The sequence below is a fragment of the Kribbella sp. NPDC050241 genome, from assembly GCF_044459685.1.
Classification (GTDB): domain Bacteria; phylum Actinomycetota; class Actinomycetes; order Propionibacteriales; family Kribbellaceae; genus Kribbella.
Genome location: NZ_JBITJE010000022.1, coordinates 29,751 through 46,304 on the forward strand (window position 1 = coordinate 29,751; position 16,554 = coordinate 46,304).

Annotated in this window: 19 protein-coding genes; 7 read left to right on the forward strand and 12 right to left on the reverse strand. The window is 68.1% G+C overall.

Annotated elements, in window-relative coordinates:
• Positions 1–17: 17 nt before the first annotated feature.
• From ACIBG5_RS43070 to ACIBG5_RS43085, 4 genes are all read right to left on the reverse strand, one after another.
• Positions 18–665, reverse strand: coding sequence for a 50S ribosomal protein L25/general stress protein Ctc (locus ACIBG5_RS43070; RefSeq protein ID WP_360442073.1), 648 nt, complete (start codon positions 663–665; stop codon positions 18–20).
• Between the two features lie 268 nt (positions 666–933).
• Positions 934–1,695 (reverse strand): NAD(P)-binding domain-containing protein, encoded by a 762-nt coding sequence (locus tag ACIBG5_RS43075; protein ID WP_396397894.1) that lies wholly within the window; start codon positions 1,693–1,695, stop codon positions 934–936.
• 23 nt (positions 1,696–1,718) lie between these two features.
• Positions 1,719–2,360 carry a response regulator transcription factor gene (locus tag ACIBG5_RS43080; RefSeq protein ID WP_396397895.1) on the reverse strand — a complete coding sequence of 214 codons (642 nt, stop codon included), beginning with the start codon at positions 2,358–2,360 and terminating at the stop codon, positions 1,719–1,721.
• Positions 2,348–4,315 (reverse strand): histidine kinase, encoded by a 1,968-nt coding sequence (locus ACIBG5_RS43085; RefSeq protein WP_396397896.1) that lies wholly within the window; start codon positions 4,313–4,315, stop codon positions 2,348–2,350. Before ACIBG5_RS43085 ends, ACIBG5_RS43080 begins: the two co-directional genes overlap by 13 nt.
• Before the next feature lie 136 nt (positions 4,316–4,451).
• Here ACIBG5_RS43085 and ACIBG5_RS43090 point away from each other — a divergent pair, with 136 nt between their 5' ends.
• Both ACIBG5_RS43090 and ACIBG5_RS43095 read left to right on the forward strand, forming a co-directional pair.
• Positions 4,452–5,111: a hypothetical protein gene (locus tag ACIBG5_RS43090; protein WP_396397897.1), complete on the forward strand. Its 660-nt coding sequence runs from the start codon at positions 4,452–4,454 to the stop codon at positions 5,109–5,111.
• A gap of 112 nt (positions 5,112–5,223) precedes the next feature.
• A complete protein-coding gene (locus ACIBG5_RS43095) occupies positions 5,224–5,700 on the forward strand; it encodes a hypothetical protein (RefSeq protein WP_396397898.1) in 477 nt (158 codons plus the stop codon).
• A gap of 3 nt (positions 5,701–5,703) precedes the next feature.
• Here ACIBG5_RS43095 and ACIBG5_RS43100 read toward each other — a convergent pair whose 3' ends face one another.
• The 3 genes from ACIBG5_RS43100 to ACIBG5_RS43110 all read right to left on the reverse strand — a co-directional run bounded on the left by ACIBG5_RS43100 (position 5,704) and on the right by ACIBG5_RS43110 (position 9,394).
• Positions 5,704–6,684 (reverse strand): ribose-phosphate diphosphokinase, encoded by a 981-nt coding sequence (locus ACIBG5_RS43100; protein ID WP_396397899.1) that lies wholly within the window; start codon positions 6,682–6,684, stop codon positions 5,704–5,706.
• 14 nt (positions 6,685–6,698) lie between these two features.
• Positions 6,699–8,186 carry a bifunctional UDP-N-acetylglucosamine diphosphorylase/glucosamine-1-phosphate N-acetyltransferase GlmU gene (glmU, locus tag ACIBG5_RS43105; protein WP_396397900.1) on the reverse strand — a complete coding sequence of 496 codons (1,488 nt, stop codon included), beginning with the start codon at positions 8,184–8,186 and terminating at the stop codon, positions 6,699–6,701.
• 155 nt (positions 8,187–8,341) lie between these two features.
• Positions 8,342–9,394, reverse strand: a complete 1,053-nt coding sequence (locus tag ACIBG5_RS43110) for a hypothetical protein (protein ID WP_396397901.1) — start codon at positions 9,392–9,394, stop codon at positions 8,342–8,344.
• Positions 9,395–9,661: 267 nt separating this feature from the next.
• Between ACIBG5_RS43110 and ACIBG5_RS43115 the strand changes: the two genes are divergently transcribed.
• From ACIBG5_RS43115 to ACIBG5_RS43125, 3 genes are all read left to right on the forward strand, one after another.
• Complete coding sequence (locus ACIBG5_RS43115; protein WP_396397902.1) at positions 9,662–10,159, forward strand: DUF664 domain-containing protein; 498 nt, start codon at positions 9,662–9,664, stop codon at positions 10,157–10,159.
• A gap of 13 nt (positions 10,160–10,172) precedes the next feature.
• Positions 10,173–10,505 (forward strand): VOC family protein, encoded by a 333-nt coding sequence (locus ACIBG5_RS43120; RefSeq protein WP_396397903.1) that lies wholly within the window; start codon positions 10,173–10,175, stop codon positions 10,503–10,505.
• Between the two features lie 107 nt (positions 10,506–10,612).
• Entirely contained in the window at positions 10,613–10,981 is a 369-nt protein-coding gene (locus ACIBG5_RS43125) for a VOC family protein (protein WP_396397904.1), read from the forward strand.
• A gap of 7 nt (positions 10,982–10,988) precedes the next feature.
• Here ACIBG5_RS43125 and ACIBG5_RS43130 read toward each other — a convergent pair whose 3' ends face one another.
• Complete coding sequence (locus ACIBG5_RS43130; RefSeq protein ID WP_396397905.1) at positions 10,989–11,228, reverse strand: hypothetical protein; 240 nt, start codon at positions 11,226–11,228, stop codon at positions 10,989–10,991.
• 197 nt (positions 11,229–11,425) lie between these two features.
• On the opposite strand from ACIBG5_RS43130, the gene ACIBG5_RS43135 reads away from it, so the two are divergent.
• Positions 11,426–12,274, forward strand: coding sequence for an alpha/beta fold hydrolase (locus tag ACIBG5_RS43135; RefSeq protein ID WP_396397906.1), 849 nt, complete (start codon positions 11,426–11,428; stop codon positions 12,272–12,274).
• Here the strand turns inward: ACIBG5_RS43135 and ACIBG5_RS43140 are convergent.
• Positions 12,271–12,945 (reverse strand): nucleotidyltransferase domain-containing protein, encoded by a 675-nt coding sequence (locus ACIBG5_RS43140; protein WP_396397907.1) that lies wholly within the window; start codon positions 12,943–12,945, stop codon positions 12,271–12,273. The two genes, ACIBG5_RS43135 and ACIBG5_RS43140, sit on opposite strands and share 4 nt — an antisense overlap.
• Positions 12,942–13,346: a GNAT family N-acetyltransferase gene (locus ACIBG5_RS43145; protein ID WP_396397908.1), complete on the reverse strand. Its 405-nt coding sequence runs from the start codon at positions 13,344–13,346 to the stop codon at positions 12,942–12,944. Before ACIBG5_RS43145 ends, ACIBG5_RS43140 begins: the two co-directional genes overlap by 4 nt.
• Positions 13,347–13,673: 327 nt before the next feature.
• On the opposite strand from ACIBG5_RS43145, the gene ACIBG5_RS43150 reads away from it, so the two are divergent.
• Complete coding sequence (locus tag ACIBG5_RS43150; protein WP_396397909.1) at positions 13,674–13,868, forward strand: hypothetical protein; 195 nt, start codon at positions 13,674–13,676, stop codon at positions 13,866–13,868.
• A 403-nt stretch (positions 13,869–14,271) separates the two neighbouring features.
• Here the strand turns inward: ACIBG5_RS43150 and ACIBG5_RS43155 are convergent, their stop codons facing one another.
• Complete coding sequence (locus ACIBG5_RS43155) at positions 14,272–15,201, reverse strand: phosphotransferase family protein (RefSeq protein ID WP_396397910.1); 930 nt, start codon at positions 15,199–15,201, stop codon at positions 14,272–14,274.
• A gap of 419 nt (positions 15,202–15,620) precedes the next feature.
• On the reverse strand, positions 15,621–16,058 hold the full coding sequence (locus tag ACIBG5_RS43160) for a hypothetical protein (RefSeq protein ID WP_396397911.1): 438 nt from the start codon (positions 16,056–16,058) through the stop codon (positions 15,621–15,623).
• Positions 16,059–16,554: the final 496 nt, after the last annotated feature.

Below are 16,554 nucleotides of genomic sequence, written 5' to 3' on the forward strand. Positions count from 1 at the left end.
TGTGTGCTGAGTGCTGACTACTCCGCGGCAGCGGCGACCGGCTCTTCGGCCGGGGCCTCCGGCTCGTCCCGCTCGATGCCGGCCTCGGCCTCGGCGTCGGCCAGCTCGGCGTCGACCTGCTCGGCGGTCTGCGCCTGGGTGATGTTCACGATCAGGGTGTCGGGCTCGATCGCCAGCGTCGTACCGGCCGGCAGCGGCAGGTCGGAGGCGTGGATCTGGGCGCCGACGTCGAGGCCCTCGATCGAGACGGTGACCCCGTCGGGGATGTGGGTCGCCTCGGCCTCGACCAGCACGCTCGGCTGCTCCAGCACGACCAGCGTGTCGCTGACGGCCTCGCCCTCGAGGTGGACGGCGATGTCGACCTGGACCTTCTCACCGCGCCGGACCATGACCAGGTCGACGTGCTCGATGAAGCCCTTGATCGGGTCGCGCTGAACCTGCTTCGGCAGCGCCAGGTGGCTCTCGCCACCGGCGACCTCGATCAGCAGCAGGGCGTTGGCGGTCTTGAGGGCCAGCATGGTGTCGTGACCGGGCAGCGTGATGTGCACCGGGTCACTGCCGTGGCCGTACAGGACGGCGGGAACCTTGTTGTCCCGGCGGATTCGGCGGGCAGCACCCTTGCCGAACTCCGTGCGCGCTTCGGCTTGGATCTTGACCTCGGCCACGAGATGAACTCCTCAGATGCGTTGCGGTGATCAGTTGACTAGGTGGAACTCGGCTGCGGCCTCAGCGGGCGCTTTGTGACCCCGGAGAAGGCGTCAGGCAACGAACCACCGCGTCGATCACGGAGCCGCGCCCAACAGTTCTCGGGGGGCGTCCCTCGCCGAGGCAACCAAAACAGTCTACCCACCACTCCGCCCAGACGGGAAATCCGTTCCCCCAGGCACTTTGCTCCGGCTCCGCCACCACTCCCCGTGAGCCTTTTCCGAAGGCTCAGGTGAGCTTGGTCCAGACCTGACGGAGCGCTCGGGCCGCATCACCTTCGAGGCCGGCGGCGTCCAACGTGGCAGCGAGTTCGTCGAACTCGGGTCCCCAGCGCCAGGCGACGCTCCGCAACTGCTCAGGCAGCCCGGGATCCTTGAGCGATCCCGCGTCCGCGCGGACCTGCTGCGCAGTCAACGCCTCCGTGACACCGTGCTTCTCGGCCAGCTGAAAGGCCAGCACCGCGAGCGCTGCCTTGCCCTTGTTGTAGAGGGCGTACGACGACTTGGCCGCACTGGCCGCACCCGGCTCCGCACCGACCACCATCGCGGTGACCGCAGTGCCGGCCCACAACCCAGCCGCTTGATCAGCAGCAGCACCGGACAGCATCAGGTGTGTCGGACTCGGCCCACCGGTCGGCGGTGGGCCAACCACACCGGCGTCCACGAACGTCGCCTCCGGTACGGCGGACTGCGCCTCACGCAACGACATCGGGGACAGCGGATTCGCCTCGATGTACAGGCCGCCGAAGCCCGCGCCGCCGACCTGCTTGGCGATGTCCACCGCGCCCTGAGGAGCGCACGAGCACAGCACCGCGTCGGCCTCACGCACCGCATCGGCGAACGGCGTACCGATCAGGCCGGCCTCCGCGGCGCGCGCAGCGGAAGCCTCACTCCGTCCCTCCGGCACCCAATGCACCTCGTGCCCGGCGGCGACCAGTTGGGCCGCGAGCTTCGAGCCCATCGCACCGGGATGGAAGACAGCGATTCGCATGGGCCAGTCCTCTGGGAAAGCGGTCAGTGCCCACCAAGATAGGCCAGTACGGCGAGCACCCGGCGGTGCTGTTCGTCGTTCGTGATCAGCCCGAGCTTCGCCATGATGCTGCCGATGTGCGTCTCGACGGTCCGCTCGGTCAGGAACAGGCGGCGACCGATACCGACGTTGGTGCACCCCTCGGCCATCAACGCGAGCACCTCACGCTCACGCGGGGTCAACGGCGCCAGCCGATCGTCTGCGCGCTGGCGCCCGATCAACCGGGCAACCACCTCGGGGTCGAGCGCCGATCCGCCGGATGCGACCCGAACCAGCGCGTCGAGGAACTGGTCCACCGCGAGCACACGGTCCTTCAGCAGGTAGCCGAAGCGGCCCGTCGCGACGAGCTCGACCGAGTGCCGGGTCTCGACGTGTTGGGACAGCAGGACGATGCCCAGCTCGGGGTTCTGCATCCGGAGCCGGCGGGCGGCGCGGGCGCCGTCGTCGGTGTGGTCCGGCGGCATCCGGATGTCGATCACCGCGAGGTCCGGCGTCGTCTCGGCGACTGTGGTCAGCAGACTGGGCGCGTCCACGGCCAGACCGGCGATCTCGTGCCCGGCGTCGGCCAGCAACCGTGCCAGCCCCTCGCGGAACAACGCCGAGTCCTCCCCGATCACGATCCGCATGGCAGCACCGCTTCAACCGTCGTACCGCTGCCGACCGGACTCCGCAGCTCCAGCGACCCACCCACGGCCGCGACCCGATCGAGCAGCCCACTCAGGCCCGACCCCGGCCGAGGCGCCGCTCCCCCACACCCGTTGTCCTCGATCCGCACCCGCACCTCACCCGTCGACCGCGCCACCCGGACCGCGATCGACGTCGCGTTCGCGTACTTCGCGGCGTTCGTCACGGCTTCCGCCGCCACGAAGTACGCCGTGGTAGCCAACTCCTCGGGCAGATCGGGCGGGATCTGCAGGCGGACCGGGATCGGCAGCGATTGCGTGATCGCGCTCAACGCCGCGTGCAATCCGTCGTCGAGGCTGCCCGGACGCAGCCCGTGCGCGATCTGCCGCAGCTCGGCGACCGCAGTGGTCAGCTCCGCGACTCCCTGATCGAGTAGCCCGTCGACATCGACCGATCCGTCGTCCAGATGCCGCTGCGCCAGCCGCAGCGCCATACCCAGCGACACCAGCCGCTGCTGCGCCCCGTCGTGCAGATCCCGCTCGAGCCGCCGCCGCTCTGCATCCCCCGCCTGCACCAGCCGCGCCCGGCTCGCCGCGACCTCACGCAACGCACCGGCCAGCTCGGCCCGCAACCGCGTCACCTCGACCAGGCTGGCCGCCCCAGCAGCCACAGCCTTCAGTACGGCGGGACTGGTCGCGTCGGACGCCAGTACGCCGATCTGCGCGCCCCCCAGCGTCACCGGCACCAGCTGTGGTCCGCTGACCGGCGTACCGGCCGCATCGACGAAACCGGACGCACCGGGGACGAGCAGGCCGACCCGCAGCGCCGGATCGCGCAATGCGGTACGCAGTGCGGACTCCAGCTCCTCCGGTTGCGCCTGCTCGGTGTGAATCCGCCGCTGCAGATCCTCGATCGCCAGCAGGGCAGCACGACGCGGCGGGTAGAGCCGCCGGTCCACCGAGCGCTGCAGGCGAGAGCGCAGTGGCGCCAGCACCAACGCACACAGCGCTGTGGCGGCCGCAGCCACGACGGCCGAGTCCCGACCAAGCACGAGCCCAAGCGACACGGCGGCGACGGCATAGGTGCCCAGCAGGACCACCATGACGATCCCGTACGTGACGGTGTCGGCCAGCACCCGGTCGACGTCGTACAGGTCATGCCGGAGCATTGCCACCGCGACCGACGCCGGGAGGCTCACCAGCGCGATGATGCCGAAGACGGTCGCGACGATGCCGGTGTGTCCGGTGACGACGATCTCGGCTCCGCAGACCACCGGGTAGAGCACGGCGGCCAGTCCGGCGAGTGACAGCCACTTGAGCTGCGCACGCTCCTTGCCGGTCGACCGGCGGGCTCGGATCAGCACCGCGACCGCCGCGGCCAGGCACATGGCCAGGAAGCCGAAGAACACCACGTCGCTGACGATCCGCAGTACTCCGGACAACGGTTCGTACGGCCGGGGCAGGTCCTGAAGAGGTGGCAGGAAGGGTTCTGGGGCGAAGACACCGAAAACCTGTTGTGCCACACCGAGCAGCAGCAGGACCGGCGCGATCGGTCTCCACCGTCGGCTCACCGTCTGACCGGTCGGGAAGTAGAGCAACAGGCACGCAACCGCGACCAGCAGCCACCAGCCGCTCTCCTCGAGCCAGGCCACGACCCGACTGTCCAACGGCAGCCGACCAGGATCGTGGACCACGGCGTTGTAGTAGACATCGCGTCCCGTCAGGAAGACCGCGATCGCACCCATCCAGCCGAGGATCGCCCCGACCGGGTTGACCGGCTCACGCCGGCTGACGACGAGCCCGAGTACGGCGATAGCGGTCCCGATCGCGGCCAGGCCGACGAAGTTCCGGACCGTGTGCGGACCGGTGCGGTACGCGATCAGCAGCCAGGAGCTCCCCGCGACCATCGCCAGGACGAGCAGGAAGGTACCGAGCGCGACCCATCGCGGCCACCGCATGTCGTCAGAGTAAGGCCGCAACCCGCCGTCCGGACTCCGCGCCAGCACGGAGATGCGCCTCCGTACCCGCTCCGATGTGTCACCGCGCCCGCCCGGCGTTTCCTGAGGTCGTCAGCTCACCTCACGGAGGAACACCATGACGACCCGAACCGCACCACCTCCCACCGTTGCCGATCCCGTACGCCGGCGCCGGGTCGGAATCGTTGCCTTGCTCCTGGCGATCACCGCCGTTGCAGCGGTTCCGGGCGGACTGCTCTGGCCGGAACCAGCCGCGGGCGGCGAGACGTACGCCTACAGCGACATCCAGCCGGTCCGCAACCTGTGGTGGGGCCTGCTGGTGGTTCTCAGCGGTGCACTGGTGATCAACGTGCCCGCTCAGGCGCTGCTGACAACGCTGCTCGTGCGCCGCCGCGGAGCCGCCTGGGCGACCACCGGTGCCGTGGTGATGTGGATCGGCACCGCTCTGTACGCCGTCGGAGGCGCCGGCTGGGCAGCGGCGTACTACTTCGCTACCGCACCCGGTGTCGACGCCAGTGTCATCGAGCGGATCAACGACGACTCCGCCCACCTGTTCGGCGTGATGATCCCCGGCGCCCTACTAGTTGCTGTCGGCACCGTCATCCAGGCGGTCGGCCTCTGGCGCTCCCACGCCGTACCCCGCTGGATCCCCGTGCTGTGGCTGACGATCATCGCAACGTTCGTCGTACCCGGCAACGGCATCGGCGGTCTGCTCACCGCGTTGCCGATGACCGCCGCATCACTCGGTACGGCGTACTACGCCTGGCGTCAGGCCTGACTGTCTGGAGACGGGACGCTACCCCTCGTCGTCGTACGGTCCGAGCCGTTGCCCAGGGCTGCGACCAGGTGCAGCGTGGAAGGAACAGCGGATCTCTGGGGAGGGGACTCCAATGAGCGAGAACGCAATGGGGCGCCGCCAGGCGCTGAGGGGTGCAGGCATCGCCGCGGGTGGTGTGGCGATCGCGGGGCTGGCGACTGCCACGCCGGCCATGGCAGACGACAACGGACTGTCCGGCAGTTGGATGTGCCGCCGGCAGGACGACGGCTCGACCGAAAAGATACGGCTGATCCTGAGCTTCGCCGCGGGTGGTGTGATCGTGTCGCACGACATCAGCCCAGCCGGACCGCCGTTCACCGGCACGTGGTCGAAGCACGGCAAGTGGTTCCAGGCGACCTTCTGGACCGGGTTCCCCGGCGAGCTGGGACCGGAATCGGTCGGTCCGACGATCCGGGTGCAGCTCCGCGGATCGGTGTCCCACGGCAAGCTGTCGGCGACGTACCGCTTCACCGTGTACGCGCCGAACAGCGAGACGCAGGTGGAGGAGACCGGCACCGGGAAGCTGACGGGTCGCCGGATCAGCGCCTGACGGTCAGGCGCGGCCCTCGAACAGGCTGGTCACCGAGCCGTCCTCGAAGACCTCGCGGATGGCTCGGCTGATCAGCGGCGCGATCGACAGTTCGGTGAGCTTGTCGAACCGGCGGTCCTCGGCGATCGGCAGCGTATTGGTGACGATCACCTCGCTGGCCTGGCAGTTCTTCAGCCGGTCCACCGCCGGGCCGGACAGGATCGCGTGCGTCGCGGCGATCACCACGCCGGCGGCGCCCTCGGCGTACAGCGCGTCGGCGGCCTTGGTGATGGTGCCGGCGGTGTCGATCATGTCGTCGACCAGGATGCAGACCCGGCCCTTGACCTCACCGACGACCCGATTCGCGACCGTCTCGTTCGGCCGCTCGATGTCGCGGGTCTTGTGGATGAAGGCCAGCGGCGCGTTGTTCAGCCGGGCCGACCACTGCTCGGCCACCTTGATCCGGCCGGCGTCCGGCGACACCACGGCCAGCTTCTGGTCGCCGTACTTGGTCCGGACGTACTCGCTCAGGATCGGCAGCGCCATCAGGTGGTCCACCGGGCCGTCGAAGAAGCCCTGGATCTGCGAGGTGTGCAGGTCGACGCAGATCAGCCGGTCCGCGCCGGCGGTCTTGAACAGGTCGGCCATCAGCCGGGCCGAGATCGGTTCGCGGCCGCGATGCTTCTTGTCCTGCCGGGCGTACCCGTAGAACGGCAGCACCACGGTGATCCGCTTGGCCGACGCCCGCTTGAGCGCGTCGACCATGATCAGCTGCTCCATGATCCACTCGTTGATCGGCGAGGTGTGGCTCTGGATCACGAACGCGTCGCTGCCCCGGACCGACTCCTCGAACCGGACGTAGATCTCGCCGTTGGCGAAGTCGTACGCCGCGGTCGGGACCAGGCCGGTGCCGAGCTGCTCGACGACCTCCTCGGCCAGACCGGGATGGGCCCGGCCGGAGAACACCATCAGGTTCTTCTCGGTGGTTCGCTTCATCCCGCTCATGGCCCGGCCTCCCGTTACTTCTTCTCGCCAGTGTCGCCCAACGCCGCGTGATCCGCCGGTGCCTGTCCGGCATCGGCCGACAGCGCTTCTTCGGCCGCCTTCGCCGTCTTGGTGCCGGCTCGCTTGCGCGCGACCCAGCCCTTGATGTTGCGCTGCCGCCCGCGCGCGACCGCGATCTCGCCCGGGCCGACGTCCTCGGTCAGCGCCGTACCGGCGGCCAGGTAGGCGCCGTTTGCGATGGTCCGCGGCGCGACCAGCACGGAGTTGCTGCCGATGAACGAGTGCTTGCCGACAATCGTCGGGTGCTTCGCGACGCCGTCGTAGTTGGCGAAGATCGTGCCGGCGCCGATGTTCGCGCCCTCACCGATCGTCGCGTCTCCGGCGTACGACAGGTGCGGCACCTTGGCACCGTCGCCGATGGTGCTGTTCTTGGTCTCGACGAACGTACCGATCTTGGCCTTCACGCCCAGCTTGGTCCCGGGGCGGAGGTAGGCGAACGGTCCGACGTTCGCGCCGTCGCCGATCACCGAGCTCGACCCGTGCGCGCGGATGATCGTGGCGTCGGAGCCGATCTGTACGTCGGTCAGCGTCGTGTCCGGGCCGATCGTCGTACCGGACCCGACCGTGGTCGCGCCGTGAAGCTGCGTGTTCGGCAGCAGGGTGGCGTCGCGCTCGATCCGGACCGTCTGGTCGACCCAGGTGGTGTTCGGGTCGACGACCGTCACGCCGGCGCGCATCAGCTTGTCGAGGTTCCGGCGGTTCAGCTCGGCCCGCAGCGTGGCCAGTTGGACGCGGTCGTTCACGCCCTCGGTCTGCATCGCGTCCTCGGTCGCGTAGGCGCCGACCCGCTTGCCGTCACTCTTCGCGATGGCCAGTACGTCGGTCAGGTAGAGCTCGCCCTGCGCGTTGTCGGTGGTCAGCCGGCTGAGCCCATCACGCAGCGTGGCCGCATCGAAGGCGTAGATGCCGGCGTTGATCTCGTCGATCTGTCGCTGCTGGGGCGTCGCGTCCTTGTGCTCGACGATCCCGGCGACGGTGCCGTCGTCTCCCGGGATGATCCGTCCGTACCCGGTCGGGTCGGGCACCCGCGCGGTCAGCACGGTGATCGCGTTCCCCTGCTTGTCGTGCTCGGCGATCAGCTCCTGGAGCGTCTCGGCCTCCAGCAGCGGTACGTCGCCTGACGTGACGACGACCGAGCCCTCGAAGTCGGCCGGTACGGCGGTCAGCCCGGCGCGAACCGCGTCACCGGTGCCGCGCTGCTGCTCCTGGACGGCGGTCCGGGCTCCGGGGTCGATCTCCTTCAGATGAGCCTCGACCAGCTCCCGGCCGTTGCCGACCACGACCACCAGGTGTTCGGGGTCGAGTGCACGGGCGGTGACCACCGCGTGCCCGACGAGACTGCGCCCGCCGATCTCGTGCAACACCTTCGGGATCGCCGATTTCATCCTGGTTCCCAGACCGGCGGCCATGATGACGACCGCCGCGGGACGTTGGGAAGTCACGCGGTCTTCTCCTCGAGTTCCCTGCGAGTTTCTGGAACAAGTATCGGCACGGACACTCGAAACTGTGCCCGCGCAAGCCTACTTGCTCCTCAGACCGGATCCCGCACGGCCTCCGCGCGGCCGTGCGGGATCACGTGACTCGTCTCACGGCATTGTCAGTAGGCGAAGGCGGTGAAGGCCGAGAACGGAGCGTCCGGAGTGGCGCTGGTGAGGCCGGCCGTCCACAGCCGCCCGTCGGCAGCGGCGGCTCCGGTCAGGGTGCCGTACTCGGCGCCCGGGCTCGGTGCTTCGACGAACTTCGAACCGCGGTACTCCAGCACGTAGGGCTTCGCGAAGATGCTGTTGCCGGATTCCTCGAATCGCTCCCCCACTGCGACCGGGCGGTTGTCACGCAATGCGACGTCGTACAGCTGTGACCATCCCTTCGGGGCCGGCACCCGGGTCCAGGAGACGCCGTCGTAGTGCAGGACCAGTGGACGGTCCTGGGCGACATGCTCCACACCGACGAGCCAGATGTCCTTCGGCCCGGCCACCGCGATACCGGTGGGGATCTGGGAACCATCTGCCGGTACGTCGTCCACCAGCGTCCACCGCTTGCCGTCGAAGTGCGCCAGTCCGCCGTTCAGCCCGAGCCAGGCGTCCTGCGCGGAGATGACGGCCAGGGTGTTGCCGTTGATGGATCCCTCAAGTCCCGCCGTCAGTGGCTGCCACGATCCACCGGCGTACCGGTAGACGACCGCGTGCTCCTGCCCGTCGACGTTGGCCCAGCCAGCCGCCCAGACGGCGCCGTTCGGACCGATGGCGACGGTGCCGAACGACCCGGTCGGCACTGACGGCCCCGGTACGACGCGCCAGCGGGTGCCGTTCCAGTGCATCACCAACGGCTTGGGGGTCGCGGGATCGGCACGGTCCTCGCCGACCGCCCAGACGTTCTTGGCGCCGGCCACTGCCACGCTCTGAAGCGTCGCGTTCGTGCGCACCGGCTGTGCGGTGGCCTCCCAGCGCTCGCCGTCCCAGCGCAGCGCGAGCGGCCGCTGGTCCTGGAACCCGTCGATCTGGTCACCACCCACCGCCCAGGTCTCCCCCGCCCGGCTGTCGATGTCGTCAAGGTTCGCCGGCTGCCGCCCGGTCGGAGTCACCGTCCACTGCAACGCCGCCTGCGCGGCGGCCGGCTGCGCTTCCGCGGTGAGCGAGCTCCCTGTGAACACGCACGCAACCACCCCGAGAACCGCCACAAGCCTGCGCGTCCCCCGATTGTTCTCCCGCACTGAAGGCCTCCACATCACTGTCCGGTCCCACGCGAATCGCAGGCACCACCCCTTTAGACGCCATCACCCCCACATCCGTCACGCCTGATCTGCGTATGGCCCGACGCGGACGGGACGGTCTGCGCATGGCGCGACGCGGAGTGAGTTTGTTGTGATGGTTGGGCAGCTGGTGTGCGAGTGACCTCTGCAGGGGGAGGATGGGGTGGTATGGAGCGGGTTCGGCAGCCGGGGGATGGGGATGAGCGGGGGATCTTGCTGGGGTGGTTGGGATTTCATCGGGATGCGTTGCGGGCCAAGTGTGACGGGCTGAGTGCGGAGCAGCTGGTGACGCGGGCGGTGGCGCCGTCGGCGTTGTCGCTGCTGGGGATCGTCCGGCACATGGCGGAGATGGAGCGCGCGTACGGCGTCTGGGCGCTCGGCCCGAAGACCGAGTTGGAATGGGTCTGGGGGCAGTACACCGACGACGGTCCTGAGTGGGACTTCGACGTCGACGCCTCGATGGTGGACGCGTCGATGGCTGCCTGGGAACGCGAACGCACGGCCCACGACGAGCTGATCGCGCGGCACACCTCACTCGACGACATCGGACCCGCCAGCGGCATGAGCCTGCGCTGGAACCTGCAGAAGCTGGTCGGCGAGTACGCCCGCCACAACGGCCACGCCGACCTGATCCGCGAAGCACTCGACGGCCGAACCGGCGAATGACCAGGAGCGAACCATGGGACTCACTCTCGGAGCAATCGTTCTCAACGTGAAGGACGTCGGCCCCGCGGCCGAGTTCTGGCGCCAGGCCCTCGGGTACGGCGCCACGCCCGACAACCCCGACTTCCTCGTCCCGCCAGGCGGCCGGCCCACCGAACTCCACCTCGACGAAACCGACCGCACCCACCTGGATCTCTGGGTCGACCGCAGCACGTCCACCGTCGAGGCCGAGATCGACCGCCTGATCGCCCTCGGCGCCCGCCGCGTCGAGGACTGGACCTACCCGCCCAACGCGGACTTCGTCGTACTCGCCGCCCCTGACGACACCATGTTCTGCGTCATCGGGTGAGCAGTCCCTGGACCGCAGCTCCGGCCAATCCCCATGCTCCACACCATCTGGAACTGTCGGCGGCGGGTGTGATGCTGTCCACGTTCGATCGGCGAAAGGGGACACAGATGTCCGGCAGAGACGCTCCTCGTCTGACGCATGTCCGCGCGAACGTGCGCCACCTGCCCAGCGCGATCACGTGGTACGAGGATTTGCTCGGCGTCCAAGCCCAAGGGCATTGGCCACCCGACGCCCCGACGTACGCCCACTTCACCCTCGGCCCCACGCAGTTCGCCCTCGGTCGGTACGACCCGGCGCCGGCCGTCGGTGCCCGCTTCAACTTCGAGGTCGACGACGTCGACGCCTGGTGGGCACGCAGAAGCCCGGACACCGACGTACTGGAACCCCTGCAGAACACCCCCTACGGGACCCGCAAGTTCACCATCAAAGACCCCGACGGCAACGAACTCGGCTTCGTCCAGGCCAGGCCGGATTGACCGCACATCAAGCGAACGAACGCTCCGCGAAGCTGAGCCCACCGCGCTCCACCGCGGTGAGGATCTGCCGACCGACGTGTTGGGGCGGCATGCGCAGGTACTGGGTGTACGCCTCGGCGCGGAGGCGGAGGTCGAAGTTGTGGCCTTCGAGATGCCACAGCGGAGCCGGGTCGCGGTCGGGTGACGCGAGGCGGTGGAGTGCGTCGATCTCCAGCAACTCGTGCAGCGGCCCGAGGTCGCCGGACACGTCCCACGCGGTCGAAAACCAGCGGCCACCGCCTGCCCGCGGTGCGTGCCGAGCTCCTGGCACGCGCCGGCCGTTCCGAGGAAACTGTGACGGCGTACGACGCCGCCCTCGCAGCCTGCGACAACGCGGCTGAACGGGACCATCTGACGCACCGACGAGCAACACTCCGGCCCTGAGGTTTTGGCATGCTCGGTGGCATGGGCGATGGGGCGCTGGTCGATGTCGGGGATGTCACGTTGTTTGTGCGGGAGCTCGGCGAGCGTGGTGACAAGCCGTCGTTGGTGGTGATGCACGGCGGGCCGGATGTCGGGCACGGTTATCTGGTGCCCGGGTTCGAACCGCTGGCTCGCGACCATCACGTCGTACTGTTCGACTTCCGTGGCTGCGGCCGGAGCACCCGGGGCCTTCCCGACGAGGACCTTCAACCGGAGTACGTCGTACAGGACACGCATCAGCTGATCGACAAGCTTGGCCTCGGACAGGTTGACCTGCTGGGCTTCTCCACCGGCGGCAGGGCGGCGATGCAGTTCGTGGACAAGCATCCTGAGCAGGTACGGCGGCTTGTCCTCGCGTCGACCACGGCTTACGCCGATGCGGACCAGTACCTGGCGGGCTGGGAGGAATACCAGCGGCGCCAGCGAGCGGAGGACGCCGCCAGCGGGAAGCTGCGGAACTCCACCGTCTTCGTTTGGGACCTCGACCTCGCACCGGCGTACCTGGAACTGCTGGAAAGCCTGGGTTCCGACACCGGCGACTGGAGCGAGGAACGCGCCATCAACGGCGACATGCACCCGTGGTGCCCCGGCGACCCCGAACGCATCCTCCGCGACTCCGGCAAGCCCATCCTCATCCTCCACGGCGAACAAGACATGGGCTTCCCCGTCCAACTCGCCCGCCGCCTCCACGCCGCCCTCCCCACCAGCCACCTGGCCGTCATCCCCAACACCGCCCACATGTGCCACTTCGAAAACCCAACCACCTGGTCCACCCACATCCGCGACTTCCTCCAGCCCCTGAGCAGACCGCCGACAGCTGAGGCCGGTTAGCGGGTGAGTTGCTGCAGCCAGGGGTGGTTGTTGTCGGTACGACGGATCATGTTCCGGAGCCAGAGCTGCTTGTCCTGACTCAACAGCGGCCAGACGCACGCCAGATCCCGCTCGTCTTTCGTACGCCGCTTTCGAGCCTTGAACAGCAGAACGATCTCGGGATTGAGGTACCGAATCCTGTCGCCCGCAACCCACGTGACCTCGTCGAGCGGCGCAACGTGATCAGCGATGAACTTGTTCGTCCACAGACCATCGCGATCCGGCGTCAACGGCAGGTCGATCACCCACGGCGCATCACCATGCTCGCGCACCCAGATCTGACTCGCCGGATGAAACACCTCGGGATGCCGATCAGTCAGCGGCCGCATGTCCTCCCCGGCAAGACACCACAGATGCCACCGATCCCCGACGTACGTCCGAAGCGCAGGCACATCAGAAGCAAAGATCGAGACATCCACATCGTCATGCCGGCGGCCCACCCCCGTGAACGCATCGACGGCCCACCCACCGACTACCCACCACGGCCGCCCGAACCCCTCCATGAACCCGGCAACCCCAGCCAGATCCATCGCCTCCCAGCGCCCATAAAGCCGAGCCCAGTACGCCGCCTCAGCCAACTCATCGACCGTCGGCCCCAACCACTCGGGCCGCTGGTTCATCCAGCCGTTCACAGACTTCGGCGTACGACGACGTTGCGTTTCGCCTTGGTGCGTTCCTCGCCGTACACCGTGAACCCGGCGGCGAGAAAGGTACTCAGCATCCCGCGCCCAGGATCCCCGGGCAGGGCCTTGACCGGATAGGCCTCCACGATCCGCGCGCCCGAACTGCGAGCGTATTCGACTGCCGCCTCGACCATCGGCAGCGTCGTACCACGCCCGCGATACCCACTCTTCACGAACAGACAGTTGATCGCCCAGATCGACTCATCGTCCGGCTCGTCGATAGGCAACACCCGCGAGTGGACGATCGCGTAGTACTCCGTCCGCGGCGCAACCGCACACCAAGCAGCCGGCCGCTCATCGACATACCCGATCAGCCCAACCGGCTCCCCCGCCCGCACAAACCCCTCCATGGCGGCCCGATTCTCCGCACTGCCATTCACCGCAACCACCGAACTCGGCAACCGCCGAGCCATGCACCAACACCCCCGCGTCCCCCCACTAGGCCCAAACAACTCAACCAGGTCCTCCCACCGCCCCTGATCAACCGCCTGAACCATCACATCCATCCCCGCATTCAACCACCGCCCCCGGACAGAAACCGGCCCTCCAGAACGCACCGCCGAGCGACGCAGAAGCACGCACCCACGGGCGCGTACGAGCACGCGAGTGCGCCAATCACCGGAAACTATTCGTCGCTGGGTGCCCCTTTGTTTCCGAAGATCGCGACAGTGACCGACATGGACGACCTGATTGACGACCCAGGCCCAGCGTGCGCGTCCACTGAGATGCAGGTTGGCGATGTGGTCGAAGGCCACCTGTACGGCGGCGTGCTTCGAGGACAGCGGACGAACTCCGGCCTCAGCCAGAGCTGCCGGGAGAACGTCTCGGACCTCGCGAGTGTCCCGGCCGCTGAGGCCCGCGAGTTCAGCTAGCGCGGCGCCGTCATACCCCTGGACGAGCCAGTTGGCAGCCCACATCGGAACGGACTCTGCGCAGTTCGTCCAGGGCCAGCCATGCGGCTACCAACTCAGGTGTCGGCGTCGCCCCATCCAGCATGAACTCTTATGACATGCGCCCATTGTGCGGAGCTTCACGCGGAGCCGCACGGGATCTCTCCATTGACTCCACGAGGAACCGGACGCGGAGCGACGTGTTGGCAGATCCGTTGGCAAACCCCGAACTCAGACGGTCCCAAGCCGGGGTTGTACTCGGCTCGCCCGCCAGGTTTCGACGTAGCCGGCTCGGAAGACGGCCGACCTGACGCTCACCGCTTGCCCGCGAGCGTGACGCCGTGCCCACCGAGTAACCCACCTGAGGCCGTGGCTTACTCATTCGTCACCCGCGCACGAGCAGGGTCTCGAGGTCTGGAAGTCGGGCGAACATGTCGGGGAGGCCGCGTACGCCGTTGCGCACGGCCTCGTGCGATAGCGCGAGGTCAGGGCCGGTGCTCGCCTCGACACCGGCCAGGCAGCGCAGGATGTTCCACCGTGTGTGCCCCAGCCAGCCACCGATCATGAACACGAACCAGCTTGGACCCGCCGGCGGCAGCGCTCCGCCCCCGGCGACGTAGCCGTCGAGGACCGAGCGGAAGATAGTGGGCTCGATGGTGTCGAAGCCAGGTCCCTTCGCGAGGCTCAGCGCGGTCGAGCCGAGCTCACCGGACAAGTCGAGCATCCCCGAGAGCTCCCAGTCGAGCACTACCGGCCGACCGTCTCGAGCCAGCAGGTTCCACGGTTGAATGTCCTTGTGGGTCAGCACCATGGGGCCCGGCCGTTCGCAGGTGTCGACGAAGTCGGCAATCGCGAGCAGCGTCTCAACGTGGGAGGCGAGTTCGTCGGCCCACGGCTGACCGGTCGCCGCCGCCCGCTCGGCGAGCTCGGGCCAGTCCCGTGGCGTCGGGTCCTCGATCGACACGTCGGTCCATTCGACGTCCAGTGCGTGGATGCGCGCGAGAATCTCACCGATCTCGAACGCGTACGCCGCCGACACCGGTGCTTCGGGCACCTTCTCTCCCTCCACCCACCGGTGGACGAGCGCGTGATGGCTGACCGAGATCGGCTCAGGCATCGGTACGCCGGCTGCGAACGCCGCCTGCTCGAACCTGAACACGTCCTCGAAGCGGTAGGTCCAGCGGCGGTCGACGAGGTTCAACTCCTTCACCGCGAACGATCCCTGGTCGGTGTCGAGCCGGAACATCCGGTTGGCGAACCCGCCATGGACCCGGATCATCGGCCCGATCGGCGTACCGAGATGCGAAAGATCCACCCCACGCACTCTAGGACCCGCACTTCATCGACGCACCGGAATTGCCCGGAACGCATGCATCCAGGCTGAATGCCTGCGCGACGTCAGCGAGGCGGTCGACTTCTGCGGTGTGCTGGTGGGCTGGGACGGCTCGTGCCGCATGCTCGGCTGCACGACCTTCGACATGTGTACGCCGCCCTGCTCCTGATCGCCGGTGTCCGGTCCGCGTCGTCGCGGAACGCCTCGGCCACGCTGATCCGGCGATCACCCTCCGGGTCTACGCACATGTGATCCGCCAGCACGCGGACGAGGCTGCTCAGAGCGTCCCGAGCCGGGGCTTCAGTTGCTCCCCCGCCAGGTTTCGATCCTGGTCTTCGAGATTCAAAGCTGCCGCCGACCCATCCAACCCGGTCCACATGTCCCCGCTACGAGCGAAGTGCCTAGAGCCAGGGCGGGTCGTAGCGGCCCACATAGGCGCGTGCGCGTTCTGTCGGATCGGCCCAGTACTGGTGCGGTTGTCGATGCACGTGCTCTTCACAGAACTCCCGAAGGTCACTGCTGATCGTCTCCACCTGACGGACGGGGAGACCCTCGAAGTCGCTGTTGACCTGCAGGAGTTCGGACTCATGGTTCCAACCCGACGCATCGAACGCCCACGTGCCCCACCTCGCGTACGTGTGAAGTGGATGCTCGTAGTCACCCAAGTACACCGCCGCCAAGGCGATCCCCTTGTCGGGATAGAAATCCCTGCACGTCCAGGCCAGCACGTGGCATGCCCCACTCGAGAAGAAGGCCCGATCCGTTCGTTCCCAGGAGACTTGTTGATCTGTCCGCTCGATCGCGGTTCGCCGGAACACCCCAGACGCTGTCACTGCCATGGGGCGATGCTAGCGACGCGGTCCCCGTCCGCGATGAGGCTCCAAGTACCCCGATGTGTCTTCCCGTCTGCCGACCAAAGTGCCGGCCGATTCGGACCCGTCATCCCGGCGTCGCGAGGCCCCGCCAGACGCAAATGCTCTTGGCTCTCGTGAAGACCACCTGGGCGGGCGCGGGCGGTGAACGGCCGGAGGCCGCATCCGCACGGCCGCGCCTTGATCCATAAGAGCCAGATTCGGCAACGGGCCACGCGGCAAGACTGTCCTCCTTCGGCTGCGGCGCGACACTCGTCCGCCAGGTGATCTGCGACAGTCGAAAGCGCGGATCGCGGCAGATCCGGTTGCCGCAGCGCACGCCATCTGCGGCACGTCCGAGCGACATGGTCCCTTCGTCGGGCCGGTCTGGCGACGGTCATGAATGGTTGCCCAGTCGTCGCCGCACCACACGCCGCCGCAGGGTGGGCGAAGCCACCACCTCGTAACCAGCCTCGAGGAAGAC